Origin of the sequence: Stenotrophomonas sp. ATs4 (assembly GCF_051861585.1) — a bacterium.
GTDB lineage: Bacteria > Pseudomonadota > Gammaproteobacteria > Xanthomonadales > Xanthomonadaceae > Stenotrophomonas > Stenotrophomonas maltophilia_AS.
The window spans coordinates 416,030-430,991 of the sequence record NZ_JBLYPK010000002.1 but is presented as its reverse complement, the minus strand read 5'-3'; the positions used below and the strand labels follow the sequence as shown (position 1 = coordinate 430,991).

Below are 14,962 nucleotides of genomic sequence, written 5' to 3'. Positions count from 1 at the left end.
TCAAGCTAGGGAAGCGCCTGCATCAGGTACGACTCGATGACATAGCTGAAAGGCTGTTGCTGGCGGTCGCGCAGCAGGGCACGCACTTCCAGGATCACGCCGTGATCGCCTTCGCCCCGCGGCGGCCAGAAAGTCTGGTCGGTCAAGGTCTGGCGCTGGAAACCGAGCGGGCCGACCACGCGACCGAACGGTTCGTCGGTGCTGTCCAGCACCTGGTTCATGGCCGGGCTGAGGTGGCCGGGCAGGTACCAGTTGTCGGCCTCGGACAGCACGCGGCTGCCGCAGACCAGCTGCACGCGGCGATAGCGCAGTTCGGTGCCCGGTTTCGCGCCCAGCGCCTGCAGCACGTCGGTGGGCGCGGGCTTGTCCTGGCCGTGTGCGCGCACTGCACGCACCCGCGCCTGTTCGGCCAGGCCATGCTCGGCGCACCAGTGTTCCAGCGTGGCGGTGGCGCTCTGGCCGGACAGCACGCGCTGGTGCAGGCGCTCGACCAGTGCAGCCGGAGCGATGCGCTGCTGGCCCGGCGGCGACTGCAACGGCGCGGCGGTCGCCGCATCGGTGGCGGACAGGCTGGCGATCGGAGCGGCGGCGAGCAGGGACGCGGCCTGCCAGCGGCGGAGACGATCGTGGCGGTCGGACGGGCCCATGCGGCTTCACAGCGGAGACAGGCGGCCATGTTACCCGTTCAGGGGTATGCACGGTGGTGCTGCGACCGGTTGTCGCAGGGGTATTCATCGTTCTGGTGAATGTGTGCCATCCAGATATTTCGTTGGCCGATGAATCCGCCGAGGCGCAGGATGGCGCCATTCTTGGCTTTCCGGGAGTTCCCGATGACCCTCCAGTTCGTCCATGGCGGTGTCGACCGCGACGGTGCGCCACTGCATTTCCATATCCGTGATGGTCGTATCAGCGGGCTCAACGGTGACGCCGCGCCGGCCGAGGGGGCGGAATGCGTCGACCTGAAGGGCTTCTCCGTGTTGCCGGGGTTGGTGGACGGACATATCCACCTGGACAAGAGCTTCGTCGGTGATCGCTGGCACCCGCATCAGCCGGTGGACAGCCTGCGTGAGCGGCTGGCGGTGGAGAAGGCGGCGGTGGCGGGTGCGGCACCGATGGTGGACCGTGCCGAGGCGCTGATCCGCCAATGCAGCGCTTTCGGTACGGTGGCGATGCGTTGCCATGTCGATATCGACGCGAGCACCGGCCTCGGCCATCTCGAAGCGGTGCGCGAGGCGGCGTTGCGCTGTGCCGACATCATGCGCATCCAGCTGGTGGCGTTCCCGCAGGCCGGGGTGATGTCCTGTCCGGGTACCGCCACCGTACTGGAGCAGGCGCTTGCCGCGGGCGTGGAAGTGTTGGGTGGCATCGATCCCACCACGCTCGATGGTGATGCCGAAGGCCAGCTGGCGCTGCTGTTCGGCCTGGCCGAGCGCTACGGCGTGCAGCTGGACATCCATCTGCATGAGCCCGGCGAAACCGGGCTGGCGCAGCTGCTGCGCATCGCTGTGCGTACCCGGGCCGCCGGCCTGCAGGGGCGTGTTGCGGTCAGCCATGCCTATGCGCTGGGCGACGTGCCGTTGGCGCGTGCGCTGCAGGTGGGCGAGGCGTTGGCCACGGCGGGCGTAGCGATCATGAGCAATGCGCCGGGCGATCATCCGTTCCCGCCGCTGCGCGCGCTGCATGATGCCGGTGTGCGCGTGTTCGCGGGCAACGACAACATCCGCGACTGCTGGTGGCCGTATGGCAATGGCGACCTTCTGCAGCGGGCGATGTTGCTGGGCTACCGTTCCGGCTTCTACACCGATGCCGACCTGATGCTGGCGCTGGACATGGTCACCACCCATGCCGCGCAGGCGATCGGCCTGCCGCAGCATGGTATTGCCGAAGGCCAGCCGGCCACTTTCGTGGCGGTGCGTGCCGACCACGGTCCGGCCGCCGTGGCCGGGGTGCCGGTGGAGCGCCGGGTGGTGGTCGACGGCCGCTGGCTGTAGATCCACGTCATGCGTGGATGGCACCATGGCGTGGTCTCATTCATCCACGCATGGCGTGGATCTACCCCGATGTGCCGTCAGGCGTAATCGTCGGCGCGGGTGGCGACGAATTCCTCAAGCCACGCCAGCAGATGGGCGATGTCGATGATCTCGCCCTGCTCGACGCGCTTGAGCAGGAGCGTGCTGGCGCCGATCTGCAGGCTGCTGTCGGCATAGCGCAGCACCGCGTCGATGCCCCAGGCATCGGTGACCTGCATCCAGGCCAGGCCCGGTACGCGCTGGGCCAGGGTGTCACCGAACGCCACGCCCAGCGCCTCCCAGCCATCGCAGTCGTCACGATCGATCATCTCGGCATCGACCACGCGCTGCAGCGTGATGGCCGCCAGCGGCCACTGCACGGGCAGGGTCGGGAAGCCGGCGGCTACGCGCGCAGCGATCAGCGAACGCTGGTGCTGCAGATGTGTCTGCAGGGCAGCGGGCAGGGGATCGAAGCGGGTGGGAATTTCGTCGGACATGGCATGGCGCCGTGGGGCACGGAAACAAGAGTCACTGTAGCCGGCGATGTAGTGCCTTGGCGCGGCAGGTCTGATCAGATGTCGATGATCAATGCGCGAACTCTGATTGCTCCCGCAGGTGCAACATCAAGGTCCGTATACGTCATTCTGCGCGGCTCAATCGTCCGCTCATGGGCTCAGCTGGACCTGCGCGCTTGCTGGATGACGAACTCCTCGAGGGCTTCAAGCAGGTGGTTGATCTCGATGGTCTCGCCGTCTTCGACGCGCTTGATCAACAGGGTGACGGCGCTGACAATGCTATTGGCCTCTCCATAGCGGAGAACCGCATCGACGCCCCAAGCATCGGTTACCTGGGTCCAGGCAAGTTCCGGTACACGCTGTGCCAGACAGTCACCGAATGCAACCCCCCAGTGCTTCCCAGCCGTGACAATCATCGTGATCGATCAGTTCTGCGTCGACTACGCGTTGCAGCGTGCTCGGCAGCAGCGGCCATTGAACAGGCACGGTAGGGAACGCAGACGCGACAAGGGCAGCAACCTGTGCACGCTGCTGCTGCATGTGCGCGATGAGTGCAGGTGGCAGCGGATCGAACCGGATGTCGGCTTCGTCCTTCGGAGCAGGGGTCAAAGTAACCTGGTACGTGCTGGTCATAGGCGTGGCAATCCGGAGAAGGGCGTTCACCACCCTATCGCCCAGGCCTTGGATACGCCATTAGTGGGCCTTTTGCGACAAGCGTGTATTTGCTGGCGCACCAGCGCCCTTTTCGATGCCGGAGGGGCGTTTCTATCCACGCATGGCGTGGATCTACTGTGGTCAGTCCGGTTCGCGCTGCACCTGGCGCCACAGCTCGCTGGCCAGCGCACGCACGGCATCGTCGGCGTCCGCGCGGTGCAGCAGGCCGATTTCGTAGTTGTCGATCACCGGCAGCTCGCGCTCGCCATCGATGATGCGGTGCTCGCGGCTGACCGCGCGACGCGGCAGCAGGCTGATGCCGATGCCATCGGCCACCGCGCCCTGGATGCCGCTCAGCGACGAGCTGGTGAAGGCGATGCGCCAGCGCAGGCCCAGCGCTTCCACGGCATGGATCATCTCGTCGCGGTACAGCCCGCGCGGCGGGAAGGTGACCAGCGGCAGCGGGTCCTGCTGCAGGCAGCTGCTGCGCAGGCTGTCGATCCAGTGCATCGGCTCGCGCCGGCAATGCACCGCCTGGCGGCTGTTGCGGCGCTGCTTGACCAGCACCAGGTCCAGCTCGCCGTGGTCGAAGCCCTGCGCCAGGTCGCGGCTGAGGCCGCTGCTGATCTCCAGCTTCACCTGCGGGTGGCGGCGGCTGAAGGCGGCCAGCATGCGCGTGGTCTGCGCGTTGACGAAGTCCTCGGGAACACCGATGCGGACCGCGGTCTCCACCGTCGCACCGGCCAGCGCCTGGGCCATTTCCTCGTTCAGGTCGAGCATGCGCCGCGCGTAGCCGAGCAGGGTGTGGCCGGCGTCGGTGGGGTGCACGTCGCGGTGGCCGCGTTCGAGCAGGCGATGCCCGGCCAGTTCCTCCAGCCGGCGGACCTTCTGGCTGACCGTGGACTGGGTCGAATGCAGGCGCGTGGCCGCCGTAGTGAAGCTGCCGCAGTCGGCCACCATCACCAGCGCCCGCAGCAGGTCCAGTTCGAACAGGGTTCTATTCGATTTGGCACTGTCTTGCATTTGAACATTTCACTTCTGGATACCCAGGCCGACTTCTACCATGCAGGGCAGGGGCCGGCAATGCCCGGCTGTTGCTACCGTCGCACGGCGTTCCGTGGCGACGGACATGAGGAGACACTGTCATGCGCGTCCATCATTCCCCTGGCTGGCCTGCGCCGTTCGCGCGCGTGCTGCTGTTGTGCCTGCTGGCCATGGTCACCCCGGCCTGCACCGCAACGTCCAAGGCCGACGTCGATGGCCGCCTGCGTGATGCCGCCAGCCGCGGCGACGCCGATGCGGTGCGGCAGGCGATCGAGGATGGCGCCACGCTGGAGGCGCGCGATGGCCAGGGCCGCACCGCGCTGCTGCTGGCCACGCACGGTGACAACGTGGATGCCGCGCGTGAGCTGATCGAAGCCGGCGCCGACGTCAACGCCAAGGATGCGTTGCAGGACAGCGCCTACCTGTACGCCGGTGCGCGCGGCCTGGACGAGATCCTGGCGATGACCCTGGCGCACGGCGCCGATCTGCGCAGCACCAACCGCTATGGCGGCACCGCGTTGATTCCCGCGGCCGAGCGCGGCCACGTCGCCACCGTGCGCACGCTGCTGCGTGCGGGTGTGGCGGTGGACCATGTCAACCGGCTGCACTGGACCGCGCTGCTGGAAGCGATCCTGCTCGGCGATGGCGGTGCGCGCCACGTGCAGATCGTGCAGCTGCTGCTGGATGCCGGCGCCGACCCGGAGCTGGCCGACGGCGACGGCGTGACGCCGCTGGCACATGCGCGCCAGCGCGGCTATACCGGAATTGAAACCCTGCTGCGCCAGCACGGCGCGGTGCGCTGAATGCAAACCCCTTCCACCCGCACGCTGGGCGTGCCCACCAGGATGCTGTCCATGTTCCGTTCCCGTCCGTTGTCCCTTGCCATCCTCCTTGCGGTGGCACCGCTGTCGGCGTCTGCTGCCGAGCGCGCCGATCTGCTGATCCGCAATGCCACCGTGGTCGATGTCGAGCACGCCAGCACCCTGGTGGGGCAGAGCGTGGTGATCCGTGGCGAGGACATCGTCGCCGTCGGCCCGGACGCGCAGCTGCGCAGCCAGTGGAGCGCGGCCCGCCAGATCGATGCCAAGGGCAAGTACCTGATCCCGGGCCTGTGGGACATGCACGTGCACTTCGGTGGCGGCCCGGCGCTGATCGAAGAGAACAAGGCACTGCTGCCGCTGTACATCGCCCACGGCATCACCACCGTGCGCGACTGCTCCGGCGATCTGCCCGAGCAGGTGCTGCAGTGGCGCGGCGAGATCGCCAAGGGCAGCCTGTTCGGCCCGCGCCTGCTCAGTTCCGGCGCGAAGATCGAAGGCATCAAGCCGGTCTGGAAGGGCACGATCGAAGTGGGCAGCGAGGCCGACGCCGACAAGGCGATCGCCCGCCTGCAGCACGACAAGGTCGATTTCGTGAAAATCACCGACAGCACGCTGAAGCCGGAACTTTTCCTGTACTCGGCCAGCGCTGCGCGCAAGGCCGGCTTCAAGGCCTCGGGCCACATTCCGATGGCGCTGACCGTGGAGCAGGCGGTCGATGCCGGCCTGGCCTCGATCGAGCATCTGGACTACGCATTCAAGGCCGGCAGCAAGGACGAAGCGAAGATCGCCGCCGACTTCGGTGCCGGTCGCATCGACCGCGCCGAAGCCAACCGCCGCCTCGACGCCAGCTTCGACCGTGACACTGCGATGCACGCCTACCGTGATTTCGCCAAGCGCGGCGTGTTCGTAACCCCTACCCTCAATGGTGGCCGCATCCTCGACTTCCTTGATCAGGATGACCACGCCAACGACCCGTACCTTGCCTACATCGGCCCGGGCCTGCGCGCGACCTACCAGTGGCGCGTGGACCGCGCGGCGAAAGCCACGCCGGTGCAGATCGAAGCGCGCCACGCGCAATACCACCAGGTAGCCGCAGTGCTGCCGATGCTGCAGGAGGCGGGCGTGACGATCATCGCCGGCACCGATGCAGGCTTCCTCAATTCGTTCAACTTCCCGGGCATCGCCCTGCACCAGGAACTGCAGCTGTTCGTGAAGGAGGGCCTGAGCGCACCGCAGGCGCTGTCGGCCGCAACCCGTTCCGGCCCGGCCTGGTTCGGCCAGATGGACCGCTTCGGTGGCGTTGCGCAGGGCAAGGCGGCCGATCTGGTGCTGCTGACCGCCAACCCGCTGCAGGACATTGCCGCCACCGAAAAGATCGACAGCGTGATCCTGCGTGGCAACGTGTATGACCGCGCCGCGCTGGACAAGATGCTGGCTGATACCAAGGCCAAGGTCGCGGCGTGGAACGTCGAGGCGGGCAAGGCCAACTGATTGCCGGGTCGGGGCGGAATCCACGCATGGCGTGGATCTACCCGTACCCTCAGTAGACCCACGCCATGCGTGGATGATGCGGCCGATGACCTAACGCGGTGCCGGCCGCATTCCATGCAATTGCGGCAACGCGGTCTTCATCGCGTCGATGAAGGCGCGCAGCCGCGGCGGCTGCTGGCGCGCGGCGGGAAATACCACGTGTACCGGCAGTGGCGGCGCGTGCCAGTCCGGCAGCAGCTGCACCAGCCGCCCTTGTGCGAGATCGTCGGCCACCAGCCAGGCCGAGACCACGGCCGCTCCCAGCCCGGCACATGCGGCCTGTTGCACCACGAACAGGTTGTCGCTGAGTAGTCGCGGGCTGATCGAAAGGGTATGCGCGCGCCCCTGCGCGTCATGCAGCAGCAGTCGTTCGCGGTAGTAGGTGACCAGCGAGATCCACGGCAGTGACTGCGCCTGTTCCGGCGTACTGACGGCCGTGGCGTCCACCAGCGAGGGCGCCGCCACGACGATGCGCGGTACTTCGGCCAGCGGCAGCGCGACCATGCGCGGTTCGTCGACCGGGCCCACCCGGACCGCGCAGTCGATGCCTTCCGCGATGAAATCCGGACGCCGATCTTCAAGGATCCACTCCAGGCTCAGCTGCGGATGCTGGGCCAGGAACGCGAGCATGGTCGGCAGCAGCTGCGCCTGGCCGAAGGCATGCGGCACCATCACCCGCAGGCGGCCGCGCAGTGTTTCTGGCTCGCCGTGCAGTTCGGCCTGCAGTGACTCCCATTCGTCGACCACACGTTGCGCATGGCGCTGGCAGCGCAGGCCATCCTCGGTCAGCTGCAGGCCATGGGTGGAGCGCTGCAGCAGACGCAGACCAAGCTGCCGCTCAAGGGCCTGAAGGCGGCGGCTGACCGTCGGCTGGGTGGTGCCCAGCTGCATGGCTGCAGCGGACAGGCTGCCGGCATCGACGATGCGCAGGAAGGTGCGCAGCAGGTCCAGGCGATCGGCGCCGGTGGCGAGGTCATTCATGCGTATGGCGTATGAAGAGTATGTAATGAAGCCTACTACAGACGTTTGACGAATACCGTCAGGATACGCCCACTTCCTCCACCGGGCTCCCCCCATGTCTACCCCTTCGCTATCCGTCGCCGCACCCGCGACCGCACCCTCGACCCCGTTGGTGCTGGCAATGGCGGCCGGCGCCGGCTTCTCGGTCGCCTCGCTCTACTACAGCCAACCGATGCTGGGCCTGATCGCCCAGGACCTCGGCGCGGGTGAGCGCGCCGCCGGCCTGGTACCGACCCTGACCCAGCTCGGCTATGCGCTGGGCATCCTGCTGCTGGCACCGCTGGGCGACCGCTTCGACCGCCGCAACCTGATCCTGTTGAAGTCCGCGTTGCTGGCACTGGCACTGGGCGCCGCAGCGATGGCCGGGCACCTGCCGGGCCTGCTGCTGGCCAGCCTGCTGGTTGGGCTGATGGCCACGCTGGCGCAGGACATCGTGCCGGCCGCCGCAGTACTGGCACCGGATGCACAACGCGGCCAGATCGTCGGCCGGGTGATGACCGGCCTGCTGCTCGGCATCCTGCTGTCGCGCGTGGTCAGTGGCGTGGTGGCTGAAGCATGGGGTTGGCGCGCGCAGTTCGTGCTGGCCGCGGTATCGGTAGCGGCGATGGGCGCGGTGATGGCGCGTGCGCTGCCGCGTTTCGCGCCGACCAGCACGCTGCGCTATCCGGCGTTGCTGGGTTCGTTGCTGGCGTTGTGGCGCGAGCAGCCGCAGCTGCGCCGTGCGGTGGCCAGCCAGTCGCTGCTGGCGGTGGGCTTCAGTGCGTTCTGGTCGACGCTGGCGCTGATGCTGCATGCCCGCCTGGGTCTTGGCAGCGCTGCGGCGGGTGCATTCGGTATCGCCGGTGCAGCCGGTGCGCTGGCCGCGCCGTTCGCCGGCCGTTTCGCCGATCGACTGGGGTGCCAGGCAGTGGCGCGGCTGGCGATCGCGGTGGCGCTGCTGGGCTTCGCCCTGTTGCTGACCGAGTCCTGGCTGCCGGCCGCTGCGCTGCTGCCGCTGCTGGTGGTGAGCGCGCTGCTGTTCGACTTCGGTTTCCAGTCGGCGCTGGTGGCGCACCAGACGCTGGTCTATGGCCTGGTGCCGCCGGCGCGCAGCCGCCTCAATGCGCTGCTGTTCACCGGCATGTTCATCGGCATGGCTGCCGGTGGTGCGCTGGGCAGCCTGGCGCTGGCGCAGTGGGGGTGGCACGGCGTGGCCTGGCTGGCGGTGGTGTGTGCGGGCGGCAGCCTGCTGCTGCGTTTGAAGTAAGGGGGATGTTCGGCAGGGCTTGCAGCCCCGCTTCTGACAGATTCCGGCGGCTGTTGGTGGGTGTCGACCTTGGTCGACACGGTAGATCCACGCCATGCGTGGATGCTCTTCGTTCAATTCTCGAAATATTCGATTTCGATAGAGATTCATCCACGCATGGCGTGGATCTACAGAAAGCAATGCCCGACAGCTCGCAGAGATCTGTCGAAGGCGGGGTGGGTCCGGTTGCGGCGGCGTGAGCCGCATGGATGCGGCGACCGAGCTTACATGGATGTACTTGCAGCGACCCCCGCAACCGGACCCACCCCGCCATCCTACGGAATCCAAGCTGTTGCTGTTGATGTTGCCGGCCAGCGGCCGGCGCTACCGCGGGTGCAGGGCGCAGCCCTGCCGAACAACCTTAATCGTGACCGCTGTCGTCCAGGCTGATGATGCCGCGCCTCAGCGCCTGGGTCACCGCATGCGTGCGATCACCCACACCGAGCTTGTCCATCAGGCTCTTCATGTGCGCCTTCACCGTCTGCTCGGAAATCTGCATGCGCTCGCCGATGCGCTTGTTCGACAGGCCGCCGGCCACGTGCCGCAGTACCTCGGTCTCGCGCGGCGACAACCGGTCTTCCACCACATGTGCCGCGATGCTGGCCGCTACTGCCGGGGGAATCGGTGCGCGTCGGCCGCCAGCGACCATGCGGATCGTATCGACCAGCTCGTGACGCAGCATGTCTTTGAGCAGGTAGGCACTGGCGCCGGCCTGCAGCGCCCTCACCGCACGTACGTCGCCGCGGTAGGTGGTCAGCACGATGATGCGCGCGCGCAGGTCCATCGCGCGGATCCGCACGATGGCTTCCACACCATCCAGGCGCGGCATCTGCAGGTCCATCAGTACCACGTCAGGTTGCAGCTGCTGGTAGCGCGCGATGGCCTCTTCGCCATCGGCGGCCTCGCCGAGCAGGCGCAGGTCGGAATAGGCGCCCAGCAGCGCCGCCAGACCGTCACGCAACAGGGGGTGGTCGTCGACCACCAGCACGCCGATCGGGGCAGGGGACTCAGTCATGGTTTGCTTTACTCCAGGGCCAGCGCCAACGCGATGGGCGGCGGTGATACAGGCGCCGGGCGGGAACCGCCAGCGCGACTTCGGTACCCAGCCCGGCGCGGGTCCACAGCTGCAGTTCCGCACCGAGGCGCTGCGCGCGCTCACGCATTCCCTGCAGGCCCCAATGGCCGTTGCCGGCATTCTCGTCGGCGATGCCGACGCCATCGTCGCGCACGTGCAGCAGGAAGCAACGCGTGCCGTACGACAGTTCCACCTCAATGGCGCTGGCGTTGGCATGACGCAACGCGTTGCGGATCGCCTCACGCCCTATCAGGAACACTTCTTCGGCCGCGTCGGCCTGCAGCCGTGGCGTTGCACCTTCCACGGTCAGGCGCAGCGGATTGGTGCCGTGCCCGGCGTACTCGGCGTGCACATCGGCCAGTGCCGAAGCGAGGTCGCGGCCAGCGAATGGTCCCTCACGCAGGGCATTGACCCGCTCGCGGCCCTCGGCAAGGTTGCGCTCGGCCAGCTGCATCGCCGACTCCAGCTGGTTGCGCACCGGCTCCGGCGTCTGTGCGGACTGGCTGATCGCGTGCAGGCGCAGGATCAGGCCCTGGCTGCCCTGCAGCAGGGTGTCGTGCAGGTCGCGTGCGATGCGTTCGCGTTCGCCATTGCGTTCCTGCAGGCGTGCGCGGAACAGCGCAGCAAGCTGCCCGCTGCGGATGCGCACCGCCATCATCAGCAGCGCGAGTATCGCGGCGGCGCACAGCAGCTTGAACCACACGGTCTGCATGAAGGTGGGAGCGATGCGGAAGCTGCGGCTGGCCGGAGAGGTGCTCCAGATGCCGTCTTCGTTGGCCGCTTCCACCTCGAACCGGTAATTGCCCGGTGCGAGGTTGGTGTAATACGCGCGGGTGCTGCTGCCAGCATCCTGCCAGCCGTCGTCGACGCCGGACAGGCGATAGCGATAGCGGTTGCGCTCCGGCCGCGCCAGCGACAACGCCACGTAGTCGATCTGCAGCTGGCTGGTACCGGCGGGAAGGCGCAGGCCATCGCGCAGCGGCTCGTGCTTGCTGCCATACAGCACCTCGCCGATGCGCACGCTGGGGGCCATCGTATTGACGTGCGAATGGGTGGTGTCCAGCCAGGCCAGGCCCTGGTTGGTGGCCAGCCATAGCAGGCCGTCGTCGGCCAGCGTCGCGGTTGCGATCGGTCCACTCTGCAGGGCAATGCCAGGCATGCCGTCGATCGCGTCGAACAGGCGTGGCGTGACCGGCAGTCCGCTGCGCAGGGCGCGACGCAACAGCCCGCTTTCCATCCGCACCAGGCCACGGCTGCCATTGAACCAGAGGTGTCCGTTGGGATCGGCGACCATGCCGGTGATGCCTTCCAGTACGCCGGCCATGTCGGTACGCACCGGAACGAAACGACCATTGCCAACGCGCGCAGCCAGACCGGCTTCACCGGCAACCAGCAACAGGTCCTGATGATGCAGTATCGCCGTGACCGGTCCGACGGACAGACCCTGAGCGGCATCGAAGCTCTCGATGCGGCCTGCACTCATCCGGCGCAGGCGGCCGTCGGCATAGCCGAGCAGCAACTGGCCATGGGTATCCAGCGCCAGCGATGAACAGGCCTGCTCGGGCAGGCGGACTTCGCGCTGCCATTGGCCATGAAGGTAGTGCAGGACGCCGCGTTCACCCGTACACACCCAAGCCTGTTCGTCGTCGGGGAACAGCAGCGCATGCATCGGTTGCCCGGTGAACGGAGCCGGCAGCGGGATCAACGTGGTGTGGCCGGCGACCGTGCGCGCAAGATTGACCCAGTCGAACTGCCAGATCGGCGTGGGCGCCTGGCGTGCCTTGGCCTGCAGCTGCGTGGCGCTGCCATCCAGCAGAGTGCGCCGCAGATCGAAGGGTTTTAGATCCTCGCCATAGCCATACACGCGGCCATCGCCGGCCCGCACCAGCGAGCGATAGGGATCACTCGGGCCCACCGCCAGGGTGTGCACGCTGCGTGCGCGGAAGCGGTTGAGGCCGAGATTGGTACCGACCCACAGATTGCCTTCGCGATCGACGATGATCGGCACCGCCGAGGTGGCGGTCAGTCCGTGCGGGGAATCGAAGCGTTCCATGCGCACGGCCCGGGTGCCGTCGAAGGTGATGCGGGCGACGCCGCCGTGCGGGCTCATCGTGGCCCACAGCGCGCCGTCGGCAGTGAACTGCAGACGCGCGGCAACCAGTTCCGGAAGACGCCGCGCTTCGCGTTCGCTGGCCGCCAACAGACCCTGCGCGTTGGCCAGCGGCGAGGTGCCGCGCACCCGGTCGGCCAGCCACACTTCACCCTGTGGGCTTTCGGCCAGCGTTGCCATCTGCGAGACCGCGATGCCGGTGTCTTCGAACGCGGCCTGGCCGGCAGCACGCATCCAGATCTTCAGGTCGGCCAGTACCCAGAACCTGCCCCGGCTGTCATGCAGCACCCACTGCACACGCCGCTCGGGCAGGCCGACCTGGGCAGGCAGTGCTTGCCAGCGCTGTCCATCAAAGCGGCGCAGCCCACCGTTGATCGCCGCCCACAGCTGGCCCTCGCGATCCTGGCTGAAGTGCGGGACCACGCCGACCGGCACCCCTTGCTCGCGGCCATAGCTGTGCAGCCGCCCCTGCGCGAACCGGCTGATGCCGGCCTGGAAGTAGCCGATCCACAGGGCGCCATCGCGGCCCTGCGCCAGCGTGACCATGTTGGTGGACGGGAACTGGCTGCCGACGGGCGTCGCCTGCCGTTCGAAACGCCGGCCATCGAAGCGGTACAGGCCCGAGCCGGTGGCCAGCCACAGCAGGCCGTCGCGGTCCTGGGTGATGTCCCAGATATCGCCGGGTGCGCCTTGGCCGACCCGCCAGGCGGTGTGCTCGTAATCGGGCAGTCCGCCGCTCACCGGAGGGCGCTGCACGGCAAAGGCGGGCAGGGCGGTCAACAGCAGCAGGCACGTCAGCAGCGTCGGCAGGCGACGCAGGAACGGGAAGGGGCGGCCACGCATGGCGCGCATTCTGGCAGGTGCGGGGCAGTCCGGGGTGACCCGAACGGGGTAGGCAGCGGCCGCCACGGTCGGCTATCACGCCGGCATGTCCCCTGGAGCCCCGCGATGCAGCGCCTGTTCGTGATGTTCCCCGACCGCGGTCCGGGCGTCGGCCTGCTGTGGCTGCGGCTATGCGTGGCCGCCGCGCTGTGCATGCCCGGCACGCATGCGGGCGGATGGTTGGCGCTGTGCCTGCTGGCGGCGGCCATGCTCACGCTGGGTGTGTTGACGCCACTGGCGGCGCTGATGGCGGCCGTGGGCATCTTCGCGCAACAGGCGCCGTGGCCACAGGTAGTGCTGCCACTGGCGCTGTTGATGTTGGGCCCTGGCGCCTATTCACTGGATGCGCGGTTGTTCGGTCGTCGCCTGCTCGGTCGCCGGCATCCCCCATTCGGGTAGGTGCTGGCCTCGACCGACGGGGGTAGGGCATCGCGCAGGGGCCCCGCACCATGGGGCACCCCTCCGCGGCATCCCGCATGGCCACCGTTTTTCCGCCTGATCCGCCCGCTGCATCGCTGGCACCGCAGCAGGCCGCCGCGTTGCAGCGCGCCCTGCGCTATGTCGATGAGCACCTGTCGCAGCCGCTGCGGGTGACCGAACTGGCGGCGGCCGCCTGCGTCAGCCGCTTCCATCTGGTGCGCCTGTTCCGCACCGGTACCGGCGCCAGCCCGCTGCGCTATGTGCGCCGCCGCCGCATCGAGCGTGCGCGCCAGCTGCTGCCGGGTGCACAGCTGCCGATGGCCTGCCTGGCCCAGCAGCTGGGCTTCTTCGACCAGAGCCATTTCGTCCGCAGCTTCCGCGCGGAGACCGGCTGCAGTCCTGGCCAGTACGTTGCCGGCGATGCGGCCCTGTTGCTTCCCCCTGATCGTGTTTCCAACGGAGTTCACCCATGAGTCTTGCCACCGCCACTCCCGCCCTGGCGCTGCTGTCGCCGACCGACCACGCCTTGGTCTTGATCGACTTTCAGTCGCAGATGGCGTTTGCCACCCACACCATCGACATCTCCGCGCTGCGCAACAACGTGTCGCTGATCAGCAAGGGTGCCAAGGGCTTCAACGTGCCGGTGCTGCTGACCACCGTTGCCGAAACGTCCTTCTCCGGCCCGATGTTTCCGGAACTGCCACAGATCTTCCCGGGCCAGACCGTGTTCGACCGCACATCGATGAACACCTGGGAAGACCAGCCGGTGATCGATGAGATCAACCGCATCGGCAGGCGCCGCCTGGTCATTGCCGGCCTGTGGACCAGCGTCTGCATTGTCGGGCCGGCACTGTCGGCGCTGGCGCAGGGCTTCGAGGTCTACGTGATCACCGATGCCTGCGGCGATGTCAGCGAAGAGGCCCACGAGCGTGCGATCACCCGCATGGTGCAGGCCGGCGCAGTGCCGATGACCAGCGTGCAGTACCTGCTCGAACTGCAGCGCGATTGGGCGCGCGGTGAAACCTACGACCTGACCACCGGCATTGCCCGCGACCACGCCGGCGGCTATGGCATCGGCATCCAGTACGCCAAGAGCATGTTCGGCGCACAGGAAGGCGGGCACTGAGCATGCTGGCTGGCCATGGCCTCGACCTGGCCCTGCTGATGCTGCGCGTGGCGGCAGGAGGGTTCCTGCTGCCACACGCGCTGGGCAAGTTGCTCGGCTGGTTCGGTGGCCCGGGGTTGTCCGGCTTCGCCACCGAGCTGCGCGATTTTGGCCTGCCGGCCGCCGCGCCGTTGCCATTGCTGCTGGCCCTGCTGCAGGTGCTGTCCGGGCTGGCCGTGCTGCTGGGATGGCAGACCCGCATCGCCGCGCTTGCGGCGGCCGCCTTCATCGGCTTCACCGTCCTGTTGGCCCTGCCCAAGGGCTGGTTCTGGATGCGCGGCGGCAGCGAGTACCCGTTGATGTGGACCACGGTACTGCTGGCCATCGCGCTGGCCGGGCCCGGCACCTGGGCACTGGACGTCCACCGCCTTCCGGGAGATATCGCATGAGTCACGATCCACTCGACCAAGGCCGCCGCAACGTGGTGCTGGC

Annotated in this window: 15 protein-coding genes; 8 read left to right on the top strand and 7 right to left on the bottom strand. The window is 67.9% G+C overall.

Going from position 1 to position 14,962, the window contains the following annotated elements; all coding sequences use genetic code 11:
• Positions 1 to 5 precede the first annotated feature (5 nt).
• Positions 6 to 647, bottom strand: coding sequence for a hypothetical protein (locus ABR323_RS05075; protein WP_439448486.1), 642 nt, complete (start codon positions 645 to 647; stop codon positions 6 to 8).
• A gap of 183 nt (positions 648 to 830) precedes the next feature.
• Here ABR323_RS05075 and ABR323_RS05070 point away from each other — a divergent pair, with 183 nt between their 5' ends.
• Positions 831 to 1,991, top strand: coding sequence for an amidohydrolase family protein (locus ABR323_RS05070; protein WP_439448485.1), 1,161 nt, complete (start codon positions 831 to 833; stop codon positions 1,989 to 1,991).
• 77 nt (positions 1,992 to 2,068) lie between these two features.
• On the opposite strand, the gene ABR323_RS05065 is transcribed toward ABR323_RS05070, so the two are convergent.
• From ABR323_RS05065 to ABR323_RS05055, 3 genes are all read right to left on the bottom strand, one after another.
• Positions 2,069 to 2,506, bottom strand: a complete 438-nt coding sequence (locus ABR323_RS05065) for a DUF3806 domain-containing protein (RefSeq protein WP_439448484.1) — start codon at positions 2,504 to 2,506, stop codon at positions 2,069 to 2,071.
• 176 nt (positions 2,507 to 2,682) lie between these two features.
• Positions 2,683 to 2,940 carry a DUF3806 domain-containing protein gene (locus tag ABR323_RS05060; protein ID WP_439448483.1) on the bottom strand — a complete coding sequence of 86 codons (258 nt, stop codon included), beginning with the start codon at positions 2,938 to 2,940 and terminating at the stop codon, positions 2,683 to 2,685.
• Between the two features lie 379 nt (positions 2,941 to 3,319).
• Entirely contained in the window at positions 3,320 to 4,201 is an 882-nt protein-coding gene (locus ABR323_RS05055) for a LysR substrate-binding domain-containing protein (protein ID WP_033833894.1), read from the bottom strand.
• 122 nt (positions 4,202 to 4,323) lie between these two features.
• On the opposite strand from ABR323_RS05055, the gene ABR323_RS05050 reads away from it, so the two are divergent.
• Entirely contained in the window at positions 4,324 to 5,025 is a 702-nt protein-coding gene (locus ABR323_RS05050) for an ankyrin repeat domain-containing protein (protein ID WP_439448482.1), read from the top strand.
• A 51-nt stretch (positions 5,026 to 5,076) separates the two neighbouring features.
• Positions 5,077 to 6,534, top strand: coding sequence for an amidohydrolase family protein (locus tag ABR323_RS05045; protein WP_439448481.1), 1,458 nt, complete (start codon positions 5,077 to 5,079; stop codon positions 6,532 to 6,534).
• A 90-nt stretch (positions 6,535 to 6,624) separates the two neighbouring features.
• Here the strand turns inward: ABR323_RS05045 and ABR323_RS05040 are convergent, their stop codons facing one another.
• Positions 6,625 to 7,554: a LysR family transcriptional regulator gene (locus ABR323_RS05040; protein WP_439448480.1), complete on the bottom strand. Its 930-nt coding sequence runs from the start codon at positions 7,552 to 7,554 to the stop codon at positions 6,625 to 6,627.
• Positions 7,555 to 7,648: 94 nt separating this feature from the next.
• Between ABR323_RS05040 and ABR323_RS05035 the strand changes: the two genes are divergently transcribed.
• Positions 7,649 to 8,839 (top strand): MFS transporter, encoded by a 1,191-nt coding sequence (locus ABR323_RS05035; RefSeq protein WP_439448479.1) that lies wholly within the window; start codon positions 7,649 to 7,651, stop codon positions 8,837 to 8,839.
• A 400-nt stretch (positions 8,840 to 9,239) separates the two neighbouring features.
• On the opposite strand, the gene ABR323_RS05030 is transcribed toward ABR323_RS05035, so the two are convergent.
• Together ABR323_RS05030 and ABR323_RS05025 are read right to left on the bottom strand one after the other, a co-directional pair.
• On the bottom strand, positions 9,240 to 9,893 hold the full coding sequence (locus tag ABR323_RS05030) for a response regulator (RefSeq protein ID WP_439448478.1): 654 nt from the start codon (positions 9,891 to 9,893) through the stop codon (positions 9,240 to 9,242).
• On the bottom strand, positions 9,886 to 12,915 hold the full coding sequence (locus tag ABR323_RS05025; protein WP_439448477.1) for a sensor histidine kinase: 3,030 nt from the start codon (positions 12,913 to 12,915) through the stop codon (positions 9,886 to 9,888). Before ABR323_RS05025 ends, ABR323_RS05030 begins: the two co-directional genes overlap by 8 nt.
• Before the next feature lie 96 nt (positions 12,916 to 13,011).
• On the opposite strand from ABR323_RS05025, the gene ABR323_RS05020 reads away from it, so the two are divergent.
• From ABR323_RS05020 to ABR323_RS05005, 4 genes are read left to right on the top strand one after another with little or no spacing between them, the layout of a single operon-like run.
• Positions 13,012 to 13,344 carry a hypothetical protein gene (locus ABR323_RS05020; protein ID WP_439448476.1) on the top strand — a complete coding sequence of 111 codons (333 nt, stop codon included), beginning with the start codon at positions 13,012 to 13,014 and terminating at the stop codon, positions 13,342 to 13,344.
• Between the two features lie 50 nt (positions 13,345 to 13,394).
• The gene (locus ABR323_RS05015; RefSeq protein WP_439448475.1) at positions 13,395 to 13,838 is read left to right on the top strand and encodes a helix-turn-helix transcriptional regulator; all 444 of its coding nucleotides are present in this window, start codon (positions 13,395 to 13,397) and stop codon (positions 13,836 to 13,838) included.
• Positions 13,835 to 14,491, top strand: coding sequence for a hydrolase (locus ABR323_RS05010; protein WP_439448474.1), 657 nt, complete (start codon positions 13,835 to 13,837; stop codon positions 14,489 to 14,491). The genes ABR323_RS05015 and ABR323_RS05010 overlap by 4 nt, the downstream gene beginning before the upstream one ends.
• A 2-nt stretch (positions 14,492 to 14,493) precedes the next feature.
• Positions 14,494 to 14,919: a DoxX family protein gene (locus ABR323_RS05005; protein WP_439448473.1), complete on the top strand. Its 426-nt coding sequence runs from the start codon at positions 14,494 to 14,496 to the stop codon at positions 14,917 to 14,919.
• Positions 14,920 to 14,962 lie beyond the last annotated feature (43 nt).

Bases quoted from the DNA above. Each gene is read 5' to 3' on its own strand.
- ABR323_RS05075 (WP_439448486.1), bottom strand. From the start codon at position 647: ATGGGCCCGTCCGACCGCCACGATCGTCTCCGCCGCTGGCAGGCCGCG.
- ABR323_RS05070 (WP_439448485.1), top strand. From the start codon at position 831: ATGACCCTCCAGTTCGTCCATGGCGGTGTCGACCGCGACGGTGCGCCA.
- ABR323_RS05065 (WP_439448484.1), bottom strand. From the start codon at position 2,506: ATGTCCGACGAAATTCCCACCCGCTTCGATCCCCTGCCCGCTGCCCTG.
- ABR323_RS05060 (WP_439448483.1), bottom strand. From the start codon at position 2,940: ATGATTGTCACGGCTGGGAAGCACTGGGGGGTTGCATTCGGTGACTGT.
- ABR323_RS05055 (WP_033833894.1), bottom strand. From the start codon at position 4,201: ATGCAAGACAGTGCCAAATCGAATAGAACCCTGTTCGAACTGGACCTG.
- ABR323_RS05050 (WP_439448482.1), top strand. From the start codon at position 4,324: ATGCGCGTCCATCATTCCCCTGGCTGGCCTGCGCCGTTCGCGCGCGTG.
- ABR323_RS05045 (WP_439448481.1), top strand. From the start codon at position 5,077: ATGTTCCGTTCCCGTCCGTTGTCCCTTGCCATCCTCCTTGCGGTGGCA.
- ABR323_RS05040 (WP_439448480.1), bottom strand. From the start codon at position 7,554: ATGAATGACCTCGCCACCGGCGCCGATCGCCTGGACCTGCTGCGCACC.
- ABR323_RS05035 (WP_439448479.1), top strand. From the start codon at position 7,649: ATGTCTACCCCTTCGCTATCCGTCGCCGCACCCGCGACCGCACCCTCG.
- ABR323_RS05030 (WP_439448478.1), bottom strand. From the start codon at position 9,893: ATGACTGAGTCCCCTGCCCCGATCGGCGTGCTGGTGGTCGACGACCAC.
- ABR323_RS05025 (WP_439448477.1), bottom strand. From the start codon at position 12,915: ATGCGCGCCATGCGTGGCCGCCCCTTCCCGTTCCTGCGTCGCCTGCCG.
- ABR323_RS05020 (WP_439448476.1), top strand. From the start codon at position 13,012: ATGCAGCGCCTGTTCGTGATGTTCCCCGACCGCGGTCCGGGCGTCGGC.
- ABR323_RS05015 (WP_439448475.1), top strand. From the start codon at position 13,395: ATGGGGCACCCCTCCGCGGCATCCCGCATGGCCACCGTTTTTCCGCCT.
- ABR323_RS05010 (WP_439448474.1), top strand. From the start codon at position 13,835: ATGAGTCTTGCCACCGCCACTCCCGCCCTGGCGCTGCTGTCGCCGACC.
- ABR323_RS05005 (WP_439448473.1), top strand. From the start codon at position 14,494: ATGCTGGCTGGCCATGGCCTCGACCTGGCCCTGCTGATGCTGCGCGTG.